This is a genomic window from Campylobacter gracilis, from assembly GCF_001190745.1.
Classification (GTDB): domain Bacteria; phylum Campylobacterota; class Campylobacteria; order Campylobacterales; family Campylobacteraceae; genus Campylobacter_B; species Campylobacter_B gracilis.
In genome coordinates this window covers 2,113,580-2,132,840 of sequence record NZ_CP012196.1, presented here as the reverse complement: position 1 = coordinate 2,132,840, position 19,261 = coordinate 2,113,580, and the positions used below count along the sequence as shown (strand labels likewise).

Sequence of the window (19,261 nt, the reverse complement as noted above, 5' to 3'; positions counted from 1 at the left end):
GTTTGAGGCTTTGAGTGGGCTTAAAATTTAAAATAGGGTTTGAATTTTAAGCAGACGCGGCTTTACGTTTTGCGGGCGCAATATTTTTGAGCGGAACGGTTTCGTGCCTTGAGCGAGGGCGGCTTTTAATTTTATTAGGCGCAGCTCTACACTTTAAATAGACGCGGCTTCGCGTTTCGATTGATCTCAGCTTTGCGTCTCGTACAAATTTTGATTGATCGCGGCTATATGCTTTAAATAGGCGCGACTTACGTTTCGAGCGGATGCGGTTTTTGTATTTTTGTGGTGCGGCTTTGAATTTTATTGAGTATAACTTTGGATTTAAGCGAACGTGGTTCGCACTTTTAGTATAGTTTGCATGCCGTGCGACGAGTGCCGCCTTAACGGGGTAAATTTTGTGCTTGCGAAGTAGCGTGTTGTGTTAAATGAGTAAAATTCTACGTCTAGCGGCTTTATACGACGCGCGAATACGACTGCTGCCTTTGATGAAGTCTCGTGCAGCGTAGCTCGTCGCGCGATTTGCGCTGATGCAGTAAAATTCCGTGCGGTATTTTGGCACACATAGCGCGCAGGTATCGCCTGACGCGTATAGCTTAGCTTTTCGATGCGGTTTGTTTTTCCCGCGTAACGAGCAACTTTGGCGCGGTGTAAATTTTTAAAATTTAAAGCGAAATTTTAAACCGAAACGACGCTAAAATTTTAACCGCCGAAAGGGTAAATTTGGTGATCAAATTTCGCTAAATTTAACCCGCGATCCGCAAGCCGTGCTATTCGGGCGTAAATTTTAAACCCGCCGCACCCCGCCTTTGGCGCAGTAAATTTCACCCAAGCGGACAGAGAAATTTTAAAATTCTTATTACCCTGGCTTAATCGCGACTTCAAAACGCAGTATCTGCTGCACGCGCCCGCTTGCCGGTCGCACACTGCTCGCCGCGTCGCACGAGAACCGACCGCTGCCAAAAGCTCTCAGTGCGCGCCGTTTTACGCCGCATATCTATCTGCCGCGCGCTAGTCGCCGCATAAGAAAGAGGGGGTAAAATTTAAAATTCTATCGCCGCGTCGCACGCTGTTTATCACCGCGCATCTAGTCGACGTGTGCTGCCGCACAAGCGAGGAAAATAAATTCCATCGCCGCATCCGCTCTGTGCTGCGCCGCAGTCCCCTCTGCTGAGCCGAGAGCTGCTTTAAATTTTGTAAATTCAGCCGCAAATCCGCGCCCTAAATGTAAAATTTCAATCAATCAAAGATCGCGCAAAGTATCCCTGGCACGAGAAAGCCGAAAAATAATCTCCGTTTTAACTTAAAATATCGAGGTTCGTAGTAGAATTCGCTCAAATTTTACCGCGAAAGGAGCTAAAATGACTGCGGGCATTATTATCGGCACGGTAGTGCTGTTTATCGTGGGCTGGGCGATAGTGCGGGGCAAGTACGCGCCGCTCGTGCTTTTTCTTTCGGGCGTTTTTATGTTGATCTGCTCGGTCGCGCTAGGCACGGGGAATTTTATGCCCAAACAGGCCGTAGCGACGGGTAACGCCTACCTAAACATCATCGAGTTTATCCGATATATGTTCTCAAACAGATTTGCAAGCTTAGGCCTTATCATCATGTTTATGGTCGGCTTTGCGAGCTATATGACGCATATCGGCGCGAATCACGCTTTCGTCTCTATCGCTACGAAGCGCTTTGCTAGGATCAAAAACCCATACGTCATGGTTTTCGTCGCATTTGCGATGGCTAAGCTCATCAGCATGGTTATCACGAGCGCGGTGGGGGCTTGGCGTACTATGTCTTGCGCTGCTAGGACCCGTACTCATCTCGCTTGGACTAAACAAGCTCACCGTAGGTTCGATCTGCGCGATGTCGTGAGCCGCCTCAATGGTACTCATAGGCGCATCGACCGCCGCCGCGGCGAAGGCCACGCAACTTAGCATTTTAGATTACGTTTTCATCTATAAAATTCCGGCCGCGCTTCCGACCTCGATCGTGATGGGTATCGCGCTCGTTTTTTGGAACAGATATCTGGATAAAAAAGAGGGCTGGGTGTGCAGCGAGCACGTGGGCGAAGTGATGGAATTTGACGGCGCCGTGCAAAATCCCGAGGCTGCCGCGCCTAAAATTTACGCGATACTGCCGTTTTTACCGATGATTTTGGTGGTCGTATTTTCGCAGTACTGCATCGCTTCTATCAAGCTTGACATCTCAGCGATCATCATCCTTTCGATCGTCATCGCGATGCTTTTTGAAGCGGTCAGGCATGGGTTTAAATTTGACCCGATTGCCGAGGGGGTCAAGGTATTTTTCCAAGCGATGGGCAAGAGCCTAAGCGGCGTCGTGATCCTTATCATCGCAGCGGGCGTATTTGCAGAAGGCTTTAAGGCGCTAGGCATGCTCGATAGTATCGTAGGGCTCGCAAATTCACTTGGCTTTGGCGGATTTGGCATGTCGGTGCTTTTCGTCGTCATCACGACGCTTGTTACGATCATCTCTGGCTCAAACGGCGCGAGCTTCTACCCGCTCATCGAGATGGTGCCGCATATCGCAGCCAAACTAAACGTGAACTCCGTGATGCTCGTACTACCGATGCATCAGGCCTCGACTATCGCTCGCCCTCTCTCGCCCGTCGCAGGCGTGGTCGTCGCGATAGCCGGTATGCTAAAGTGCAGTCCGCTCGATATCGTCAAACGCTGCAGCGTGCCGGCGGTCTTGGGCCTCGTTAGCCACCATATTTTCGTATTTTTACTCTCGTTGTGAGGCGTAAAATGGAGCTTCCTAGATGGACGTTTGAGGACGCGTACGGCGACTTTGACGATGCGAGATTTACGGACGCGCTGTCAAATTTGGACGAAATTTTAGGCGAGATAGAGGAGCTGCTAGGTGCGGGCGGCGGACTAAATTTACTAATAAACGCATACGAGCGCGGATTTGAGGAAGCAAACTCCTTGCTCGCGTTTTGCCGCTGCAAATCAAGCGGCGACACCAAAGACGAACGAGTAGGCGCGGCCGAGGCGAAAATCAGGGAGAAATTTTTGCGTCTTGAGCGGACGAAAGAGATCATTTTTGAAAAGATAGACGCGCTAGATCCCTCTGACACCGCGCGCCAAACGCAGGAGTTTGCGCGGATAAAATTTCTTTACGACGAGCGCAAAAGTAGCTGGCGGGCAAAATTTGACGCAAAAGAGCGTAAAATTTACGAAGACGCGGCGGCTAGCAGTTTCGCTCCGCTTTACGGCGTATTTAGACATCTAAACAACCTCATCGCCGTGCAGGCTACTGATAAAAACGGCGTAAAAAGCATCTACAATCTCTCAAAATGCGCGGGCGTTTTAAAGGGCTCGCCTGATGCGACGCTGCGAAAGAGCGTGTTTGACGGGCTGGCGGAGCATTACGATAAGCACGCGAGCCTGTACGCGGATGTTTTAAATTTGCTTCAGGGCTTTAGGCTGGGCGAATTTAGGGCAGCAGAGACGGATATCCTCACGCCTAGCCTGCAGCAAAACAAGATCAGCGAGCAGGCCGTAACGGCGATGTTTGCGGCGCTAGATCGCAGATCGGACAAGATCAGAGAGTGCGTGAGCCTGCGCGCGAAGTACTTCCCACAGGGTAAAATTTACGCCTGCGATCTGCTCGCGCCGTCTCCTTTCGCTAGCACGGAGGAGATCCCCTACGAGCGGGCGATAGAGACGATCTGCGAGGCTCTGGGTGAGGTTAGCGAGGAAATTCCCGAATTTATTAAAATGATGCTGGATAAAAACTGGATCGAGGCGCAGGTGCGCGGAAACAAAGCAGGCGGCGCATTTTATACGAGGTTTGATAAATTTCGTCAGCCGCGGGTGTTTTCTAGCTACATGGGCACGCAGGCGCATATGATCCAGCAGGCGCACGAGCTCGGACACGCGTGGCACTACTGGATCATGCGCGATCTGCCCGCGCTGCACACGCAGTTTCCTATGACGCTAGCCGAGGCTGCTAGCACCTTTAATGAAGCCGTGTTGCGAAACTATCTGCGAAAAAATAGCGCGGATAAAAATTTGACCTTTGACATCTTGTGGCAGGAGCTAAAATCGGCGGCAAATTTCATGCTACACATCGGCGTGCGGTTTGATTTTGAGATCGCTTTTTTAAAGGCTAGGCAAAAGGGCGCGGTCGGCGTGGCGCAGATAGAAGAGCTCATGCAAAAGGCGTGGCGAGGACGCTACGGCGATACGACGCAGGATGCGGAGGGCTTTTTGCCGTACTTTAAGCTACATTTTTACAAGACCGATCAATACATCTACAACTACCCCTACACCGTCGGCTACCTGCTTTCGCAGTTTTTGCTGGACGAGTTTAGGCGCTCGGGCGATAAATTTATCAGCGCGTACAAGGCGTTTTTGCGCGAATGCGGCGTGATGAGCGTCGAAGCTTTGCTGCAAAAGCACTTCGGCAAGGACGCGCGAACGCTGGAGTTTTGGCTTGAGTGCGTCGATAATGCGCTAATTTACGCAGACGAGTTTAAGCGGCTCGAGGAGCGGATAAAATTTGATAAATCAAAGGACCGAGCGGAGTAAAACGGGCGCAAAACTTAGCAAAGAGTGCGGGCACAAGGCGCGAGAGAGGTGAGCAAGGGTGGATGAAGCTAGACGGTCGAAATTTTAAAATTTACCGCCCGCTTTGCTAAACGGATCTTACCGAGCGCGCGAAAAATTTAAATTTTATCGGTACTAGGAAGCGCCGAAGCGATCCTTGAGATAGATTGGGGAAAATTTCAAATCATACGCCGTGCTCGCGACGCTATGTCGCTTAGCAATGCGAGCGAGTTTAAACACCAAGCGATGCAATAGAGTGCCAATGCGAAAGACACGGCACGGGCTGCGCGGCGATACGACGCAAACGCAGGAAGTAGATCGGTTGTTTCTGCTACAGAGGCAAAGAGCGAGCCGCCTATCGCAATCTTAAAATTTTACGAACCGCTTATTTGTAACTTTAAAATTTTACGAAATATCCGCTCATAAGCGTTAAAATTTCGATGCGCGCGCGACAACGTTAAAATTTTAGCCGGCATGGCTGCTAAGCGAAATTTCATGTAAGCATCCGTGTGACGCTGTATTTGCAGAGTAAAACGCATACGATAAAATTTTAGCGTGTTTGAAAAGACAGAGTTGTCAGACGGTAGTGCGGCGAAATGAAATTTAGTACGCAAGAACGGCAAACGTGGGTCTAAGCGAGATGAGCTTCAAATTAAAATCTGCAAAATTTTAATTTGAAGGCATTAAATGGATTAAAGACCAAAATCCACGTAAATTTTATACGGCGAGATAGCAAGCCCAGGGTCTCGCGATGCCGCAGTATTTGTGTCGTAGAATATAGACGTCAAGAAGCGAAAGGTGCTTGAAATTTAGCGCGCGGCGGTCATAGAGAGGCGAGAATTCGCGGTGCTTAAAGCTGTGTAACGAAAACTCAAATCTAGCCGCAGTAGCCGCAATCGCAGCGCGAAGATGCGGCGGGATGAAGCTCGCTGATGTAGAGCTTCACGGAGCTAAGCCCTTGCTTTTTCGCCCAGGAATAGGCGTCGCTTGCAAAGCCGAAGTCCGCAAAACGCAAGAAACTCTCCACGTAGGATTTGCGCGCATTTTGATAATCTATGTAGTAGGCGTGCTCCCAAAGATCGCAGGCTAAAAGCGGAATTTTGCCGCGTGCGATCGGCGTGTCCGCGTTTTGCGTCGTGATGATTTCTAAATTTGCGCCACGCTCATCGCATACGAGCCAGCACCAGCCGCTGCCAAAAAGCCCCATCGCGCGCTTTAAAAACTCGCTTTTAAAATTTTCTATCCCGCCGAAAGCCTGAGCTAAAGCGTCCGTTAGCTCGCCGCTAGGCTTGCTGGGCTGCGCGATACAATCGAAGTAAAAATCGTGGTTGTAAATTTCAGAGGCGTTGTTAAAAATACGGCTAAAGCCTAGGCAAATTTGATAAAGCTTTGAAATTTGCGAAAACTCGCACTCCTCGCCGCGCGCCTCCCTGAAAGACTGCGTGATGATCGTAAAAAGATCCGCGTTTTGTATCGGCGTGTCCGCTATGTCTCGATTTAGGGTGGAGACGTAGTCCTCGCAAAGCCCGCCGTGATGGAATTTTAAGCTTTGTAAGCTCACGATTTTATTTGCGCGCGGATCGAAAGGTAGCGCCCTGGATCTAAACACTAATAATCCTCGCTGTCCAAATCGCTATAATCGTTGAAACCGTCGTCGTCTTCGTAGCTGTAATCATCCTCGTCGTAGTTGTAGTTGTAACTCTCATCGCCTCCGATTAGATCATCGTCCTCGTATTCGTCCTCATCGAACTCTTCGTCTTCGAAATCATCGAAATCAGCCATTTTGCTCTCCTTTATCGTTGGAATTTACTTTTGATTTTACGCATTCGCTTGCTATTTCCGGGATATTTTCGATATAAACGCTCTGCGATGGGAAGGCAAACGATAGTCCGTTTTGCTCCACGATCTCCATTATTTTAAATAAAACATCCTCTTTGGTTTGGATGAAATTTGCCCATATTACGGTTTTTGTGAAGCAGTAAACTAAAATATTAATGGACGAATCGCCAAAGCTATCTAACGCCACGAACATGGTGCTTTTATAGCCCGCTAAATCGTCGATAGAGACCATATTTTGTCTATAGCGCATACGAAAATCTTTAGAATTTAGCGCCGTATCGGCAGATTGAGCGATGCCCGGGTGAGATTTTAACATCTCTTTGATGTCGTTTACGCACTTTCGCAGTTGAGCCGTGCTCGCGCCGTATTCGACGCCCACGGTAAGCTTTAAATTCCGTCCTACCTTCCTGCGGCTCCAGTTTTTGATATTTTGCGCCATTATGTTGGAATTCGGCACAAAAACAAGAGCGTTGTCAAAGGTTCTGATCGTCGTCTTTCTAAAGCCCGTTTCTACGACGTTTCCTTCTATGTCTCCTAATACGACCCAATCTCCTTGCGAGAACGAGTTATCAAATAATAGCATCACGGATGAGAAGAAATTTGCGATGATGTCTTTGGTCGCAAACGCGATCGCAAGTCCGCCGATTCCAAGAGATGCCATAAGCGCCGAGATGTCAAAGCCCAGACGCTTTAGCACCAAAAGTGCGGCGATGATGATTACGATGACATATAGAATTTTAACGACTAGATTTATGATATCTTTTCTGACGCCTTTTTTCGTGATGTTTCCAAGCACGACAATGCCGTAACCGTCGATAATTTCGATGATGAGCCATGCCCAAAGCACCACGTAAATGATCGAGAATAAATTTGCAAATTTTATCGGCACAGGCGCCGGATAATAAAATATACTAAGACAGATATCGACCGAATAAGCGATCAGTAAAATACCCATCGGACGCTTGATGATGCCTACTACTTGCGTTTTTAGAGTTTCGCTATCCAGCGAAAAGCTTTTATTAAAGAATTTAAATACGAAATAGATGATGTTGGCAAGCAGCCTGCGAAGCGAGTAGAAAAATAGCGTAATCAGTGTGATTAGAATGAGTTTGCCGAAATTTACGTGGCTGAGCTTAAACGGAATTTTATCGTTGATATAATCGATTACCGATTTAAAATTTAAGCTCGTAAAAACCACGCTACTTGCGAGCAGATCGCTATTTCGCGATAGATACGTAAGCACCTCGTCGTAGGTCTGCTTGTCGTTTTTCAAATCGTTGATTTTAGACTCTAGGGCGTCTATCTGCTCTTGACTGCTTAGATTGTTTTTCAAATCATTAAGTTTGCTAAAATCCCTAGTTTGGATATTTAGTAGCGTGCTACTTAGCTCGCTTTCAAGCGCGCTTCTGCTTGCGCCGTTTACAAACATATCCTCAATTTTCATAAGCGAGGTATAAAAGATCTCTGCCATCTCCATCTTTTCTAAATCCGCGCTTGCATTTACGTATTCGGGAGAGCTCTGCTTTTTGGCGTATTTTTTTAGTGTAGTTTGGATGTTCTTTTTATTTTGCGCATACGACATTATGCTTTCGATATCCATATCCTGCTGCGTAATCGCGAAAGGTAGGCGATCAAAGAGCTTGGCTTTATTGCGATCGATGGCGTCCAGCTCGTTTTTGCTCGCGTTGGCATCGCCGCCGTTAAGCAGGGAGCTACGCTGCAAATTTAGCTTTTTAATCTCTTTGATTACAGAGATAAGCGTCTCGCCGTTAGGAGCTTTTTTCTGCGAAGTCTCCGTTTTGGCGACCTTTTCTGCGATCATATTTATTACTTCAGTTTTATTGCCATCCTCCGCACCGAGGGATTTGGATAGAATTTTAGCGACTTCCTTTTTGATCTCGGTTTTGTTGTTTTCTAAAGTAAGATTTGCCTCTGGAGCGGAAGAATTTGTCTCTACAAAGCTTCCCTCGCCGGTCGTATTGAGGTCTGCAAACGCTAAAGCGACGCTAAAAAGACTAATCGTTAAAAAGCTGATTATAGATTTTTTCATAATCCATTCCCTTATTTAATAGCGTAAAATGCGCGCCTTCGTCGTCGTAGTTGAATAGCTCGCCCGTTTCGATGACGTAGTGCCAGCCGTAAATTTTAATCTCGCCGTTTTTGTAGGCGTCTTTGATGCCAGGAAAGCTAAGTAAATTTTGCATGGAATTTATAATATTTAATCTCTCGGTGATCCACTCACGCTTGTCGGTGCCGAGATCTTTGAGCTTTTCGACCTCGTCTTTTACGGGCTGCATTAAATTTAGCCAGCGCCTTACGTTTGGAATTTTTTCGAGTTTTTTAGCGTCGTAAAATAGCGCCGCGCAGCCACCGCAGTTGCTGTGCCCGCAAACGATGATATTTTTGATTTTTAGCGAATATAGTGCGTATTCAATCGCTGAGGTAGTCGCTAAAAATTCCTCGCTAATGCGGTATGGAGGAACGACGTTCGCGATATTTCGTACGACGAAAAGCTCTCCTGGAAGCGTCGAGGTAATTAGGCTCGGCACCACGCGCGAGTCAGAGCAGCCGATAAAAAGCGTGTGGGGCTTTTGATGATTTGCCAGACTTCCAAAAAGCTCGGCATGCTCGGTAAAATTTTCTTCCATAAATTTAATAGCTCCATTTATTAACTGGCTGGGCATACTTTCTCCTTAAAAAAGTCGGGAATTATATATTACTTTCATAAATAGATAGAATTCTGGGAATTTTTAATGATATATTTACCAAATTTTCGCTAAACTCCCCGCTCATAAATCAAAAGAAGGAGAAAAATATGAGTCTATACGACAGACGAAATTACGCGGACGGCTATGAACTATCGGACGCATCACTGGAACAAGGACGAATCTCTCAGACTATCAAACAAACCTACGCGCTTCTAACCGCTTCGATGATAGCTGCAGCGGCAGGGGCTTTTGTGGCGATGAGTTTCGGCGTGAGCTTGGCTATTCATCCATTTTTATATCTAGTGCTTTTAATGGGGCTGATCTTCGGTATGCAAGCAGCTGTAAATCGCGGCGCCAACACGATTGCGCTGGTTTTGCTTTTTGCATTTACCTTTATTACCGGTCTTACTCTAGGTAAATTAATCGCTATTTATATCGCAGCGGGTGCCGGAGACGTAGTAACGCATGCGTTTGTGGCTACAGCGATTACTTTCGGTGCTCTCACCGTTTATGCGATGAATACAAAGACAAATTTCGATTCTTGGGGCAAGCCGCTATTGGTATCGCTTGTGGCTATTATCGTGCTAAGCCTTTTGAACTACTTTTTTTTCAAAAGCACCGTGCTTGATATAGCAATTTCAGCTTTTTCGGCTTTAATCTTTTCGATGTATATCATCTACGATACTAAAAATATTATAAACGGCACCTACACTTCACCGATAATGGCTGCCGTAGATATGTATCTAAACATCTACAACCTCTTCCTTTCGCTGCTAAGAATTTTCGGCGCAAGCAGAGACTAAATTTTACGCACCGCTTCGTGCGGTGCACTCTTAACTTAAAATTTATAAATCTTTTATTATAATCGCAAATTCAATTTTTTCAAAAGGTTTTATAGTGACTACGTTATTTTTAGTTTTACAAGTCGTTTTTGCCGTGATAATTACGATCTCCGTTCTACTGCAAAAGAGCTCTTCTATCGGACTTGGCGCATACAGCGGAAGCAACGAAAGCTTATTTGGTGCGAAGGGTCCGGCTGGATTTTTAGCTAAATTTACCGCCGCAATGGGAATTTTATTCGTGATAAATACACTGGTGCTTGCGTATTTCTATCAGCAAGATGCTAAATCTTCCGTAGTCGATCGCGTAAAGATCGAAGCAAATGCTACTAAATCCGTGCCAAACGCTGTTCCTGGCGTGCCATCCATCCCTGCTTCAGGCGCAAAGCCTAATTTCGCTCCGGCAAGCACCGAATCAAATTCTATAATTAGCGGCGAGATCAATGCGACGGATACGAAAATCGAAGAGCCAGCAGCTCCTGCGACCGATACTGCCGCAGCTAGCGCGCCTGCTCGGTCTCAAGCATCAAGCGCCGTAAGCGATACCAATGCCAGCGCTGTTTCCGCAGATCAAAACACAACCAAATAAACTCTAAATTTTAAAATTTAAAAGCGCAAAATCCGCGCTTTTAAATGCTATTCTTATTTTTTTAACGCTATAATTTCGCAAATTTTATTTAAAGGATTTGAATGCTAGAAGCTATCTACAAAGAGCAAAGAGCAAACGGCGATCGAGCTATCGAGGCTTTGAAAAAGGACTTTACGACGCTACGCACCGGCAAGGTGAGCGTGGCGATCCTAGATCATATTTTAGTAGATTATTACGGCTCGCAAACTCCGCTAAATCAAGTCGCAACCGTCCTTTCGACCGATGCGGTCACGATCTCGATCACGCCGTGGGAAAAGCCGATGCTAAAGGCGATCGAAAGCGCGATTGCAGCGGCGAATATCGGCGTAAACCCTACTAACGACGGCGAGAGCGTAAAACTATTTTTCCCGCCGATGACAGTCGAGCAACGCCAAGAAAACGCAAAAAAGGCCAAAGCGATGGGCGAAAAAGCAAAAATCGGCATTCGCAACGTCCGCAAAGACGCCAACGACGAGATTAAAAAGCTCGAAAAAGACAAAGCTATCTCCGAAGACGACGCTAAAAAGGGCTACGACGAGGTGCAAAAGATCACCGACTCTTACTCCGCCAAGATCGACGACGCAGTCAAGGCTAAAGAAGCCGAGCTTTTGAAGGTCTGAGCTGTGAATATAGAAAAAATCTATCGCGACTGTGGCGCATATCTGCGAGGGCATTTTCTGCTTTCAAGCGGCAACCATTCGGAATTCTATCTGCAAAGCGCCAAAGTACTTGAGGATCCGCAGCTAGCAGGACAGCTAGCAGACGAGCTCGCCGCAATCATCGAAAAAGCGGGCGTGGAGTTTGATAGTGTCTGCTCGCCCGCGCTGGGAGGAATTTTAGCGGGCTACGAGCTAGCTCGCGCGGCAAAAAAGCGCTTCATATTTACCGAGCGTGTAGATCGCGTAATGAGCCTGCGACGCGGCTTTGAAGTGCGCAAGGGCGAGAGATTTATCGTCTGCGAGGACATCGTCACGACGGGCGGCTCGGCGCTTGAGAGCGCCAGGCTCATCGAAAACCTCGGCGGCGAGGTCGTGGGCTTTGCCGCGCTTGCCAATCGCGGATTTTGCAAGGTCGCAAATTTAGCGGGCAGCAGTGCAAAGGCTGGCGCCAAGCTGCCCGCGGATAAGCCGTTTTTTGCGCTAGGCAATTTCGAGTTTGAAATTTACGAGCCCGCGACCTGCCCGCTCTGCGCTGCCGGAAGCAAGGCGATCAAGCCGGGCAGTCGCGGAAACTAGGCGCCGATTGCTACTAACAAACCGCAACGAGATTAAATTTTATCCTCTCGGCTCTAAATTTATCGCGCCAGAATTTTAAAATTTAATCCAAAACGGATCGAAATGGCAAAACAAAAAGCTAAAATTTCACCGATTTTTCTGCGCGTAAAGGCCTTCATCGTCGATCTTTTTATCATCGCGATGCCCCTATTATACGGCGTTACCTATCTCGTCTTGGGCTCGAAAGAGGCTCTGTGGCGCAACCAGACCGCAATCGCACTTATCTGGCTCGCATACGGCGCTATTTGCGCGGCATTTTACGCCCGCAGCGCCCAGACGCCCGGCTACAAGCTCGCGGGGCTTTACCTCATCGACGTTCGCAGCGGACGCAAAGCAAGCTTCTTTAGAGCCTTAGCTCGCTTTGGATGCTTCGTGCTTGCGGGCTTTAGCGTCATCGGGCTTTTGATCTGCTTTTTTCGCAAAGATAGGCTGAACTTACACGACCTGTTAAGCGGGGCTGCGCCCGTCGTGCGAAAGGACGCGCAGTGAGCGGGCAGATTTGCGGCATCGACGAGGCGGGGCGCGGCTGTCTTGCGGGACCGCTTTGCGTCGCGGGCTGCGTGCTGCAGCGCGAGATCGCGGGACTTGCCGATAGCAAAAAGCTAAGCGAGAAGCGCCGTGAGGAGCTCTACGCTCGGATCATCGAAAACTCGCGCTACAAAATCGTCGAAATTTCAAGCGCACAGGTCGATGAGGCGGGCTTGAGCTCGTGTCTAAGATCGGCGCTTGAGCAGATTCTCGCGTATTTTATGGGTTTTAGCGGACAGATCATTTACGACGGCAACGCAACCTTCGGCGTACGCGGGCTTCAGACGCTCGTAAAGGCCGACGCGCAAATCGCCGAAGTAAGCGCAGCGAGCATTCTTGCCAAAGTCACGCGCGACCGCACGATGAACGAGCTCGCACGGCGCTACCCGCAATACGGTTTCGCGCAAAACAAAGGCTATGGTTCGCGCGCACACATCGCGGCGATCGAGCGGTACGGGCTCACGCCTTTTCACCGCGCAAGCTACAAGATCAAATCGCTGCAACCCTCGCTGTTTGATTAACGCGGCAGTAAGTTTGCTTGATCAGCGAGACAAAGTCTGCCGTTCGGTTGATACTCCGTTGGCAAACGACGCCGAAACTCATATTTGAATGCAAAGCACGCCGATTTCAGCCGATACGACAATCGCTAGTTTTGGCAGGCGAATACGCTTTTTGCCTAGCTAGCAAGAAATTTAATAGCCCACAGCCTGCGCTCTCGGCTATAGTCTACTCTTGCGCTGCTTGCAGGAATTTTAACCCGTACTTTTGTATCTCGTAAGAGTCCGTATAAGGTCGGAATTTTATCTAAAACTGCGAGCTCGGCTCGCTAGCTTATCCGCGCAGCACAGTATGCTGAATAAAATTTAAAATTCCGAGCAGCGTAAATTCAGTCCGCGCGCTGCAATGAAGCTTAAATTTCAAAATTCAATATCGACGGTGAGATAGAACATTGCACTTTAAATTTAAAATCCACGTAAAATTTTGAATGAAATTTTGATATAAAAAGGCGGCTAAATTTAATCAAAATTTAGCCGCGAGATGAGGTACTTACTTTCTTTCGTAGAAAATTACTAAAGCGTCTTCTGCCACCCTTTTACCAGTGAACGAACTTGTTTTAATAATATCATCGGCAACATCTTCGGTCACCATAAATTTATCCGACAAACTTATGCTTTTATCGGCATTCACGATAAAATTTAGCTCAATAACAGCTTTTGATGGATACTCTACTTTTTTGCGTCCAAAAACTGCATCATATTGCTCTACTGTTAGCTGCGAGTAATAGACAGCTCTCTTAAGATATTCTATAATATAATCAACGCTATATTCTTTTTGGAATTCCCCTTTTAATTTATCGTCACAATCAACTATCTTATCTTCATCGTCGAATTCTATTTTGCCTTTAGTTTTAAATGTTTCTTGGAATTTTACCTCATTGAGTTTGCAGTGTTCTTTTGCTAGCTTAAGCAGGCCTTGCTCATCATAGACCTTACTTTTGTAATAAATCATAGCATTATTTAAAGATGTATCCAATGCTCTTTGTTTATAAGATTTAAGGCTCTCGGTTTTATCTTGCACTATCTTTGCTTTCATGCGCTCCATATCCAAGTCGCAGACCATCTTAACCGTCTTTAATCCGCCGTTTTCCTCTTTGTTCCAAGTGATATTTTTGCAGATTTTCGAACCCTCAATAGCCGTGCCGATACTCATAGACTTAAAATCGGGCAGAGTATAGTTTTTCACGAGCTCTACTTCGTCCTCGCCACATCCCGCAAAAATAAATGCCGCCAGCGCGACACTTAGCACATATTTCATCTTTAACTCCTTGAGGTGAATTTTCTAGAAAATAATGCTACCCCCCCCCCTGCTTAAAAACGGGTAAATTTAGAGCTTAAATTTTAAAATTTCGCCGCAAAAATTCTCCGCGCCAAAATTCTGCCGCGCATGCGGCGTTTTGCGCCTTTTAGCGAAATAGTCTTGCGGTAAAATTCCAAGATAAACCGTCCGCATCGCATCGCTGAAATTCTCCGCGCAGTTTCGCGCACAAAGGCGGTAAAATTTAGAAATTTTAACCAAACTTTCGCTATCATCACGGCTTAAATTTCACCCAAAGGAAACCGATGTTTGAATGGATCGCCTCACCCGAGGCATGGATCAGCCTGGCGACGCTCACGGGGCTTGAGATCGTGCTTGGCATCGACAATATCATCTTTATCGCGATTTTATGCGGCCGCTTGCCCGAGGCACAGCGCGGGCGCGCCCGCATAATGGGGCTTGCGCTTGCGATGTTCACGCGCATACTGCTGCTTCTTAGCCTAAGCTGGATCATGGGGCTTACCAAGCCGCTATTTAGCGTGCTTGCGCGCGATTTTAGCGGACGCGACCTCGTACTGATCGGTGGCGGACTTTTTCTGCTCGTCAAATCCACGCTCGAGATCCACTCCAGCGCCACGGGCGAGGCACACGAGCATAGCGCTAGCGGCGGCAAGGCGAGCTTTGGCGGCACGCTCGTGCAGATCGCCGTTTTGGACATCATCTTTTCGCTCGACAGCGTCATCACCGCCGTGGGCATGGCACAGCACCTACCTGTGATGATCCTCGCAGTCATCATCGCCGTGGGCGTGATGATGCTCGCTAGCGGCGCGATCGCGCGCTTCGTGGACACAAACCCGACGATCAAAATTTTAGCGCTTGCATTTTTGATTTTGGTGGGCGTCTCGCTGATCGCCGACGGGCTGGGCTTTCACATACCTAAGGGTTACATCTACTTCTCGATGGCGTTTTCGCTGCTGGTGGAGCTCATCAATATCCAGATCCGCAAAAAATCCGCCGCGAAATAGGAGGAGCGGAATTTTGCGAGATCTGAAAGGCGCGCATGGGATTTGCTAAATTTCTTTCGCCGCGACGTATCAAGCTTGCTCGCGGCACGGCCAGGAATTTCAAGCTAGAACTCGCGGCTGCAGATACGGCGAAATTTAGCTTTACACTGGAGCGCTTGTGCTTTACAGGAATTTTGGATTTAAAACGCGACGGACTTTATCTGCCGATACGCGAGGGCGACGAGCTGGCGGTGATATATGAGGCTTCGAGCTCAAATTCCAGCCGCGAAGCTTTGAGAGGCTTAAATTCCGATCGCGAGGCTTTAAGCGGCGAAAATTCCGCAGAGCGCCCTAACTGCGAAATTTCAAGTAGCGGAAATTCCACCACCGCAAATTCAAACCGCGACGCATATAGCGATACGGCGGCAAGTGCGCGCCAAAATTCTACAGCATCTGATTTATCGGACAAAGATCGCAGCGGCATAAACTCCGCCGCATCTCCGCTAGACTTTGTTAATCTAAGCCTAGGCGCACAGCGCTGGAAGGACGCCGGTAGCACGGCACTCGCCGCGATATTCGCAGCCTTCGGCGTAGCGCTAGCTGCGATGAGTATCTACTGCATAATCTTTATCTTTGATGCAAAGGCTCCTGCCGGACTGCTAGCCCTGCTCATCCTCGCGCCTTTTGCGTATTGCAGCTTTAGGTTTATGCGAAGAGACTGGCGCGCCGCAAAGTTCGGGCGCATATTTGCGGCTCTCGCGCACTCCAAAGAGCCCAAGCGAAGCGGCGAAGCGGAGGGCTATGCTAGCGGCGTGCGCGTACTGCAAAGCGACGACGTTTATTATTATGGCTTCGCGCTGGACGGGCTGTATTTATCGGGCGATAGCAAGCGGCGTATTGTCTCTGACGCGCTACGCGTAGATCAAAATTTAGCGGAGCTTGCGGACGGCGAAAATTGTATGAAATTTAAGAATTTAAACGCAGAAGATTCCGCAAATTCTGCGAGCGTTAAGAATTTTGCGAAATCAGCGAATTCCACAAGCTCTGCAAATTCTACTAACGCAGCAAATTCTATAAATTCCGCCCGCTCCGCCGAAGTCGCGGCGCCCGCTAAAGCAAAAGACGCCCCTCAGAGCTTCGAGCTGCAAAACGGCGATATTCTCCGCGCCCGCTACAAAGACTACCGCATAAGCGGGCTTTGGAATCAAAGCCGCGGCATGAAGCTCGGCGATACGCGCAGCGGACTTCGGCGCGTGATAGATTTTATCGCGAGCGTGGCGCTACAAATAGGTCTGCGTCTGGGCGGCACGCTCGTGCTGACGCGGCTCGGCGATCACATCGGCGGCGACTTTGGCAACGCTCTAAGCTTCATCGGATTTTTGCTGCTGCTTAGCCTTATGCTTTGAAAGGCGAATTTCAAGCGACAACCTCGCGGAATTTTGCAACTTCAAGGAATTTCAATTTCGCAATTTCGCAGAATTCCGCAGCGAGCGGATTTGGATTTTAAATTTAGCGGCACGAATTCTAAACCCAAATCTCGCGCGGCGCAAATTTGCGCTATAATCTAGCGAAAAATTGAAATTTAAAGGAAGCCGTTTTGAAAATTTTAATCTCGTTTTTATGCTTATTAAGCTTCGTATTCGCCGAGGCGGCGCTCGCTTTGGCGGGAGGCACAAACAGCGCTCAAAAAGATCAAAGCCTGGAAATTTTAACCGCAAATTTAAGCACGGCGCTTCAGGAGATTGACGAAGCCGGGCATCGCCCCGATGGAATACCCTGCGAGAGCATCGTTAGGTTAAGGGCTGCGTTTATGGAGTTTTTGCAAAGCGCGGGCGAGAGCGCTCCGCAAATTTTAAAATCCTTGAGGTTCGCCCCGAATATGGCGATCTCGCAGGACGGCAAGTTTCGGGCATATTCGGTAGATATCAGCACCGGCGGCACGATGGGCGCGAGCTACGTAGCGTATCAATACGCAAGCGGCGGGCAAAATTTCATTATGGATTTTGCAGACAAAGGTGCGCAGCAGATGCAAGAATGCGTTCTTGGCGGCAGGCGGGATTGCGCCTGCGGCGATTGGGCAGTCGGTACCGCATGGGGCGGCGATCGAGTGATAAAAGTTTTTAAAGTTAAAGAAAATCTATATCTTATTTACGGAGCATCAAAGGGCTCTACTAAGCTCACAAACGACGAATTTTGGGCGGTAGAAGCAAGCGAAGCGGGTATAAACCTAGCGAATATATTCCACTACGTCCGTTCATGCGGCGGAGATTGCGACTGCTCTAAAAGGAGCTCTTTGGTGTCGCCGCCGCACGACTCCGCTCGATTCGGCATAGAATATGATTTTTTCTCATACTCATATTTAGACGGCAGTGACGAGATAAAGAATAAATACGCTAAAAGGACGTTTTTGACCTTTGAAAACGGCATACTGGGCGCTCTTAAGGTAAAATATAGCGATAAATACCCGGACGGCGAGCTTGTCGATGAATATCAATACTTTAAATTTGACGGCGAAAAATTTACGATAGAGAGTAAAATAATTCATTGCGAGCCCGGTAGAATTATAGAGGAGTTAGTCGCGCCCTCTAGCGCGCAGGGGCTTTGATGGGTACCGTGATGCTTGGTGGGTGCGCTAAATTTTAAAGCGCGACAAAATTTCAAATTTCAGGCGCGTATGATTTCGGCTGCGGAATTTTAAAATTCTAAATTTTGAAGCGTATAATTTCAAGATGCGGATTTTAATTTCAGAATTTTAAATTTTACGCTGCAGAATTACTCGGCGTGGATTAAAATTTTAAATTTCAAAACGCGCGGGATTTTATGCGCCTTAAAATTCTAAAGCGCGAAATCAAAAAGCGGGGTTTTAAAATTTCAAATTTTAAGGCGCGCAGAGCTGTAGCATGTGGAGCTGCGGCGCGGCGTGTGAAGTTATAGTGAGCGAGGCTGTGACACACAAAGCTGCGGCGAGCCGCCCGCTAGCTCCAAATTCTTTCGTTTAGTTTTAGGTTTTTTACGATCGCTAAAAAGTGCGAAAGCTCGCGCTTGAGCTGCGCGGCAGGGTCGCGGCGTAGCACGCTTTCGCCGATGTCGGGCTCGAAATTATCGCGCCCCGTATTTACGAAAATGTAAATTTTGCTATCTGCGAAGCTAAGGCTAACGGGCGCGGCTACGGCACCTGCGAAGCGCAAGAGCCTCCGCATAAAGGCGGGCGCTAGAATATGCATCGCGCCCGCCGCGTCCTCGCAATACACGGCGAAGGCGGCGTTAAACTCCGTATCGTCCATATCGATCTTTTTTAGCCCGAGGGTGTTCGGCGCGCCGGCGCAAGCGGGGAAGATCAGGGTTTTGGAGCTTATGCGTTTGTGAAATTCCGCGTAGAAAAAGGTGCCGAGGATTTCGCTTTCCGAAAATCTATTAAATAAACTTACGTCACAAAATGCGAACTTCACGCCGTTATAAACGCCCGAGACCCTGTCGTTGCCGCCTTTGAATTTATCTAGTCGAAAAAAGAGCCCCGAGAGCTTAAGCTTGGCGGGATCGATACTGCCTCCAATATCGTATCGATAGCCGAACGCCTTGAAATAAGGCATTAGATAGTGCTCTTTAAAAGCGCACTGAAATTTTACCGAATAATCTTGTTTAAAGCCTCTAAACAATACGAATAAGCTCGAAGCAGCCAAGATTAAAGTTATAATCGCGAGTAAGATATATTTGGAAATCGTGGGGCGATTTTGTAAATCATCTAGAAATAGGCAAATTATAAAAAGACCCGCGGCTTGGATTATCGTAGCTTTTATAGAGGCCTGATCGCACAAAACGGCTACTATAAGAACAACCGTGAATAATCCGATAAACGGCAACAAATCCGCCATGCCTCCTCCGTCGCGTAGCTTGTATAACAAAAACGCGCCGTAGCCGAGCATGCACGCCGCCGCGAAGATCGTATTTCTTTTCGCCTTATACAAAAGCCCCAGCCTGATCTGCTCCAGCTCGCTCGCGCTCAATCGCCCCTCCTAAAATTTAAATCCGATTATGGCGCTAGCGAGCTTTAAATTCGCTTA

At 47.9% G+C, this 19,261-nt stretch carries 18 protein-coding genes and 1 pseudogene; 12 read left to right on the top strand and 7 right to left on the bottom strand.

From position 1 onward, the window contains the following. Window positions 1-1,358: 1,358 nt before the first annotated feature. Genes CGRAC_RS12670 through CGRAC_RS10550 form a run of 3 tightly spaced genes read left to right on the top strand, consistent with a single transcriptional unit; the run spans window position 1,359 to window position 4,547 of the window. Window positions 1,359-1,928 (top strand): transporter permease, encoded by a 570-nt coding sequence (locus tag CGRAC_RS12670; RefSeq protein ID WP_005870946.1) that lies wholly within the window; start codon window positions 1,359-1,361, stop codon window positions 1,926-1,928. After that, window positions 1,876-2,751: a C4-dicarboxylate transporter DcuC gene (gene dcuC, locus CGRAC_RS12665; RefSeq protein WP_227940500.1), complete on the top strand. Its 876-nt coding sequence runs from the start codon at window positions 1,876-1,878 to the stop codon at window positions 2,749-2,751. Before CGRAC_RS12670 ends, dcuC begins: the two co-directional genes overlap by 53 nt. An 8-nt stretch (window positions 2,752-2,759) precedes the next feature. Then, window positions 2,760-4,547 (top strand): M3 family metallopeptidase, encoded by a 1,788-nt coding sequence (locus tag CGRAC_RS10550; protein ID WP_005870944.1) that lies wholly within the window; start codon window positions 2,760-2,762, stop codon window positions 4,545-4,547. 895 nt (window positions 4,548-5,442) lie between these two features. On the opposite strand, the gene CGRAC_RS10545 is transcribed toward CGRAC_RS10550, so the two are convergent. The 4 genes from CGRAC_RS10545 to CGRAC_RS10535 are packed head-to-tail and all read right to left on the bottom strand — an operon-like array spanning window position 5,443 to window position 9,088. Next, entirely contained in the window at window positions 5,443-6,174 is a 732-nt protein-coding gene (locus tag CGRAC_RS10545; RefSeq protein ID WP_005870940.1) for a superoxide dismutase, read from the bottom strand. Then, the gene (locus CGRAC_RS12250) at window positions 6,174-6,347 is read right to left on the bottom strand and encodes a hypothetical protein (protein WP_005870938.1); all 174 of its coding nucleotides are present in this window, start codon (window positions 6,345-6,347) and stop codon (window positions 6,174-6,176) included. The genes CGRAC_RS10545 and CGRAC_RS12250 overlap by 1 nt, the downstream gene beginning before the upstream one ends. After that, window positions 6,340-8,454: a mechanosensitive ion channel family protein gene (locus CGRAC_RS10540; RefSeq protein WP_082170451.1), complete on the bottom strand. Its 2,115-nt coding sequence runs from the start codon at window positions 8,452-8,454 to the stop codon at window positions 6,340-6,342. The genes CGRAC_RS12250 and CGRAC_RS10540 overlap by 8 nt, the downstream gene beginning before the upstream one ends. Continuing rightward, entirely contained in the window at window positions 8,420-9,088 is a 669-nt protein-coding gene (locus CGRAC_RS10535) for a carbonic anhydrase (protein WP_005870936.1), read from the bottom strand. Before CGRAC_RS10535 ends, CGRAC_RS10540 begins: the two co-directional genes overlap by 35 nt. 131 nt (window positions 9,089-9,219) lie before the next feature. Here CGRAC_RS10535 and CGRAC_RS10530 point away from each other — a divergent pair, with 131 nt between their 5' ends. The 6 genes and pseudogenes from CGRAC_RS10530 (at window position 9,220) to CGRAC_RS10505 (ending at window position 12,902) form a co-directional block, all read left to right on the top strand. After that, a complete protein-coding gene (locus CGRAC_RS10530) occupies window positions 9,220-9,915 on the top strand; it encodes a Bax inhibitor-1/YccA family protein (RefSeq protein WP_005870935.1) in 696 nt (231 codons plus the stop codon). 94 nt (window positions 9,916-10,009) lie between these two features. Then, window positions 10,010-10,363: pseudogene (secG, locus tag CGRAC_RS11380) on the top strand (preprotein translocase subunit SecG); the annotation flags it as partial. A 278-nt stretch (window positions 10,364-10,641) separates the two neighbouring features. Further along, on the top strand, window positions 10,642-11,199 hold the full coding sequence (frr, locus tag CGRAC_RS10520) for a ribosome recycling factor (protein ID WP_005870933.1): 558 nt from the start codon (window positions 10,642-10,644) through the stop codon (window positions 11,197-11,199). Window positions 11,200-11,202: 3 nt separating this feature from the next. Further along, window positions 11,203-11,814, top strand: a complete 612-nt coding sequence (pyrE, locus tag CGRAC_RS10515; protein WP_005870932.1) for an orotate phosphoribosyltransferase — start codon at window positions 11,203-11,205, stop codon at window positions 11,812-11,814. 102 nt (window positions 11,815-11,916) lie between these two features. Further along, window positions 11,917-12,342 (top strand): RDD family protein, encoded by a 426-nt coding sequence (locus CGRAC_RS10510; RefSeq protein WP_005870931.1) that lies wholly within the window; start codon window positions 11,917-11,919, stop codon window positions 12,340-12,342. Continuing rightward, complete coding sequence (locus CGRAC_RS10505; protein WP_005870930.1) at window positions 12,339-12,902, top strand: ribonuclease HII; 564 nt, start codon at window positions 12,339-12,341, stop codon at window positions 12,900-12,902. The genes CGRAC_RS10510 and CGRAC_RS10505 overlap by 4 nt, the downstream gene beginning before the upstream one ends. A 526-nt stretch (window positions 12,903-13,428) precedes the next feature. Here the strand turns inward: CGRAC_RS10505 and CGRAC_RS10500 are convergent. Then, a complete protein-coding gene (locus CGRAC_RS10500) occupies window positions 13,429-14,196 on the bottom strand; it encodes a hypothetical protein (protein ID WP_005870925.1) in 768 nt (255 codons plus the stop codon). A gap of 69 nt (window positions 14,197-14,265) precedes the next feature. After that, window positions 14,266-14,457 (bottom strand): hypothetical protein, encoded by a 192-nt coding sequence (locus CGRAC_RS10495; RefSeq protein ID WP_005870923.1) that lies wholly within the window; start codon window positions 14,455-14,457, stop codon window positions 14,266-14,268. A gap of 44 nt (window positions 14,458-14,501) precedes the next feature. Between CGRAC_RS10495 and CGRAC_RS10490 the strand changes: the two genes are divergently transcribed. The 3 genes from CGRAC_RS10490 (at window position 14,502) to CGRAC_RS10480 (ending at window position 17,805) form a co-directional block, all read left to right on the top strand. Beyond that, a complete protein-coding gene (locus tag CGRAC_RS10490) occupies window positions 14,502-15,221 on the top strand; it encodes a TerC family protein (RefSeq protein ID WP_005870921.1) in 720 nt (239 codons plus the stop codon). Window positions 15,222-15,256: 35 nt separating this feature from the next. Continuing rightward, window positions 15,257-16,606 carry a hypothetical protein gene (locus tag CGRAC_RS10485; RefSeq protein WP_050346354.1) on the top strand — a complete coding sequence of 450 codons (1,350 nt, stop codon included), beginning with the start codon at window positions 15,257-15,259 and terminating at the stop codon, window positions 16,604-16,606. Between the two features lie 191 nt (window positions 16,607-16,797). Beyond that, window positions 16,798-17,805, top strand: coding sequence for a hypothetical protein (locus CGRAC_RS10480; protein ID WP_005870915.1), 1,008 nt, complete (start codon window positions 16,798-16,800; stop codon window positions 17,803-17,805). A gap of 370 nt (window positions 17,806-18,175) precedes the next feature. Here CGRAC_RS10480 and CGRAC_RS10475 read toward each other — a convergent pair whose 3' ends face one another. Then, window positions 18,176-19,204: a DUF3137 domain-containing protein gene (locus CGRAC_RS10475; protein WP_005870913.1), complete on the bottom strand. Its 1,029-nt coding sequence runs from the start codon at window positions 19,202-19,204 to the stop codon at window positions 18,176-18,178. Window positions 19,205-19,261 lie beyond the last annotated feature (57 nt).

Coding starts and splice junctions, on each gene's coding strand:
- CGRAC_RS10535 (WP_005870936.1), bottom strand. CDS start 9,088: ATGCCCAGCCAGTTAATAAATGGAGCTATTAAATTTATGGAAGAAAAT.
- CGRAC_RS10500 (WP_005870925.1), bottom strand. CDS start 14,196: ATGAAATATGTGCTAAGTGTCGCGCTGGCGGCATTTATTTTTGCGGGA.
- CGRAC_RS12670 (WP_005870946.1), top strand. CDS start 1,359: ATGACTGCGGGCATTATTATCGGCACGGTAGTGCTGTTTATCGTGGGC.
- CGRAC_RS10510 (WP_005870931.1), top strand. CDS start 11,917: ATGGCAAAACAAAAAGCTAAAATTTCACCGATTTTTCTGCGCGTAAAG.
- CGRAC_RS10550 (WP_005870944.1), top strand. CDS start 2,760: ATGGAGCTTCCTAGATGGACGTTTGAGGACGCGTACGGCGACTTTGAC.
- frr (WP_005870933.1), top strand. CDS start 10,642: ATGCTAGAAGCTATCTACAAAGAGCAAAGAGCAAACGGCGATCGAGCT.
- CGRAC_RS10490 (WP_005870921.1), top strand. CDS start 14,502: ATGTTTGAATGGATCGCCTCACCCGAGGCATGGATCAGCCTGGCGACG.
- CGRAC_RS10530 (WP_005870935.1), top strand. CDS start 9,220: ATGAGTCTATACGACAGACGAAATTACGCGGACGGCTATGAACTATCG.
- CGRAC_RS12250 (WP_005870938.1), bottom strand. CDS start 6,347: ATGGCTGATTTCGATGATTTCGAAGACGAAGAGTTCGATGAGGACGAA.
- CGRAC_RS10485 (WP_050346354.1), top strand. CDS start 15,257: ATGGGATTTGCTAAATTTCTTTCGCCGCGACGTATCAAGCTTGCTCGC.
- dcuC (WP_227940500.1), top strand. CDS start 1,876: ATGGTACTCATAGGCGCATCGACCGCCGCCGCGGCGAAGGCCACGCAA.
- CGRAC_RS10540 (WP_082170451.1), bottom strand. CDS start 8,454: ATGAAAAAATCTATAATCAGCTTTTTAACGATTAGTCTTTTTAGCGTC.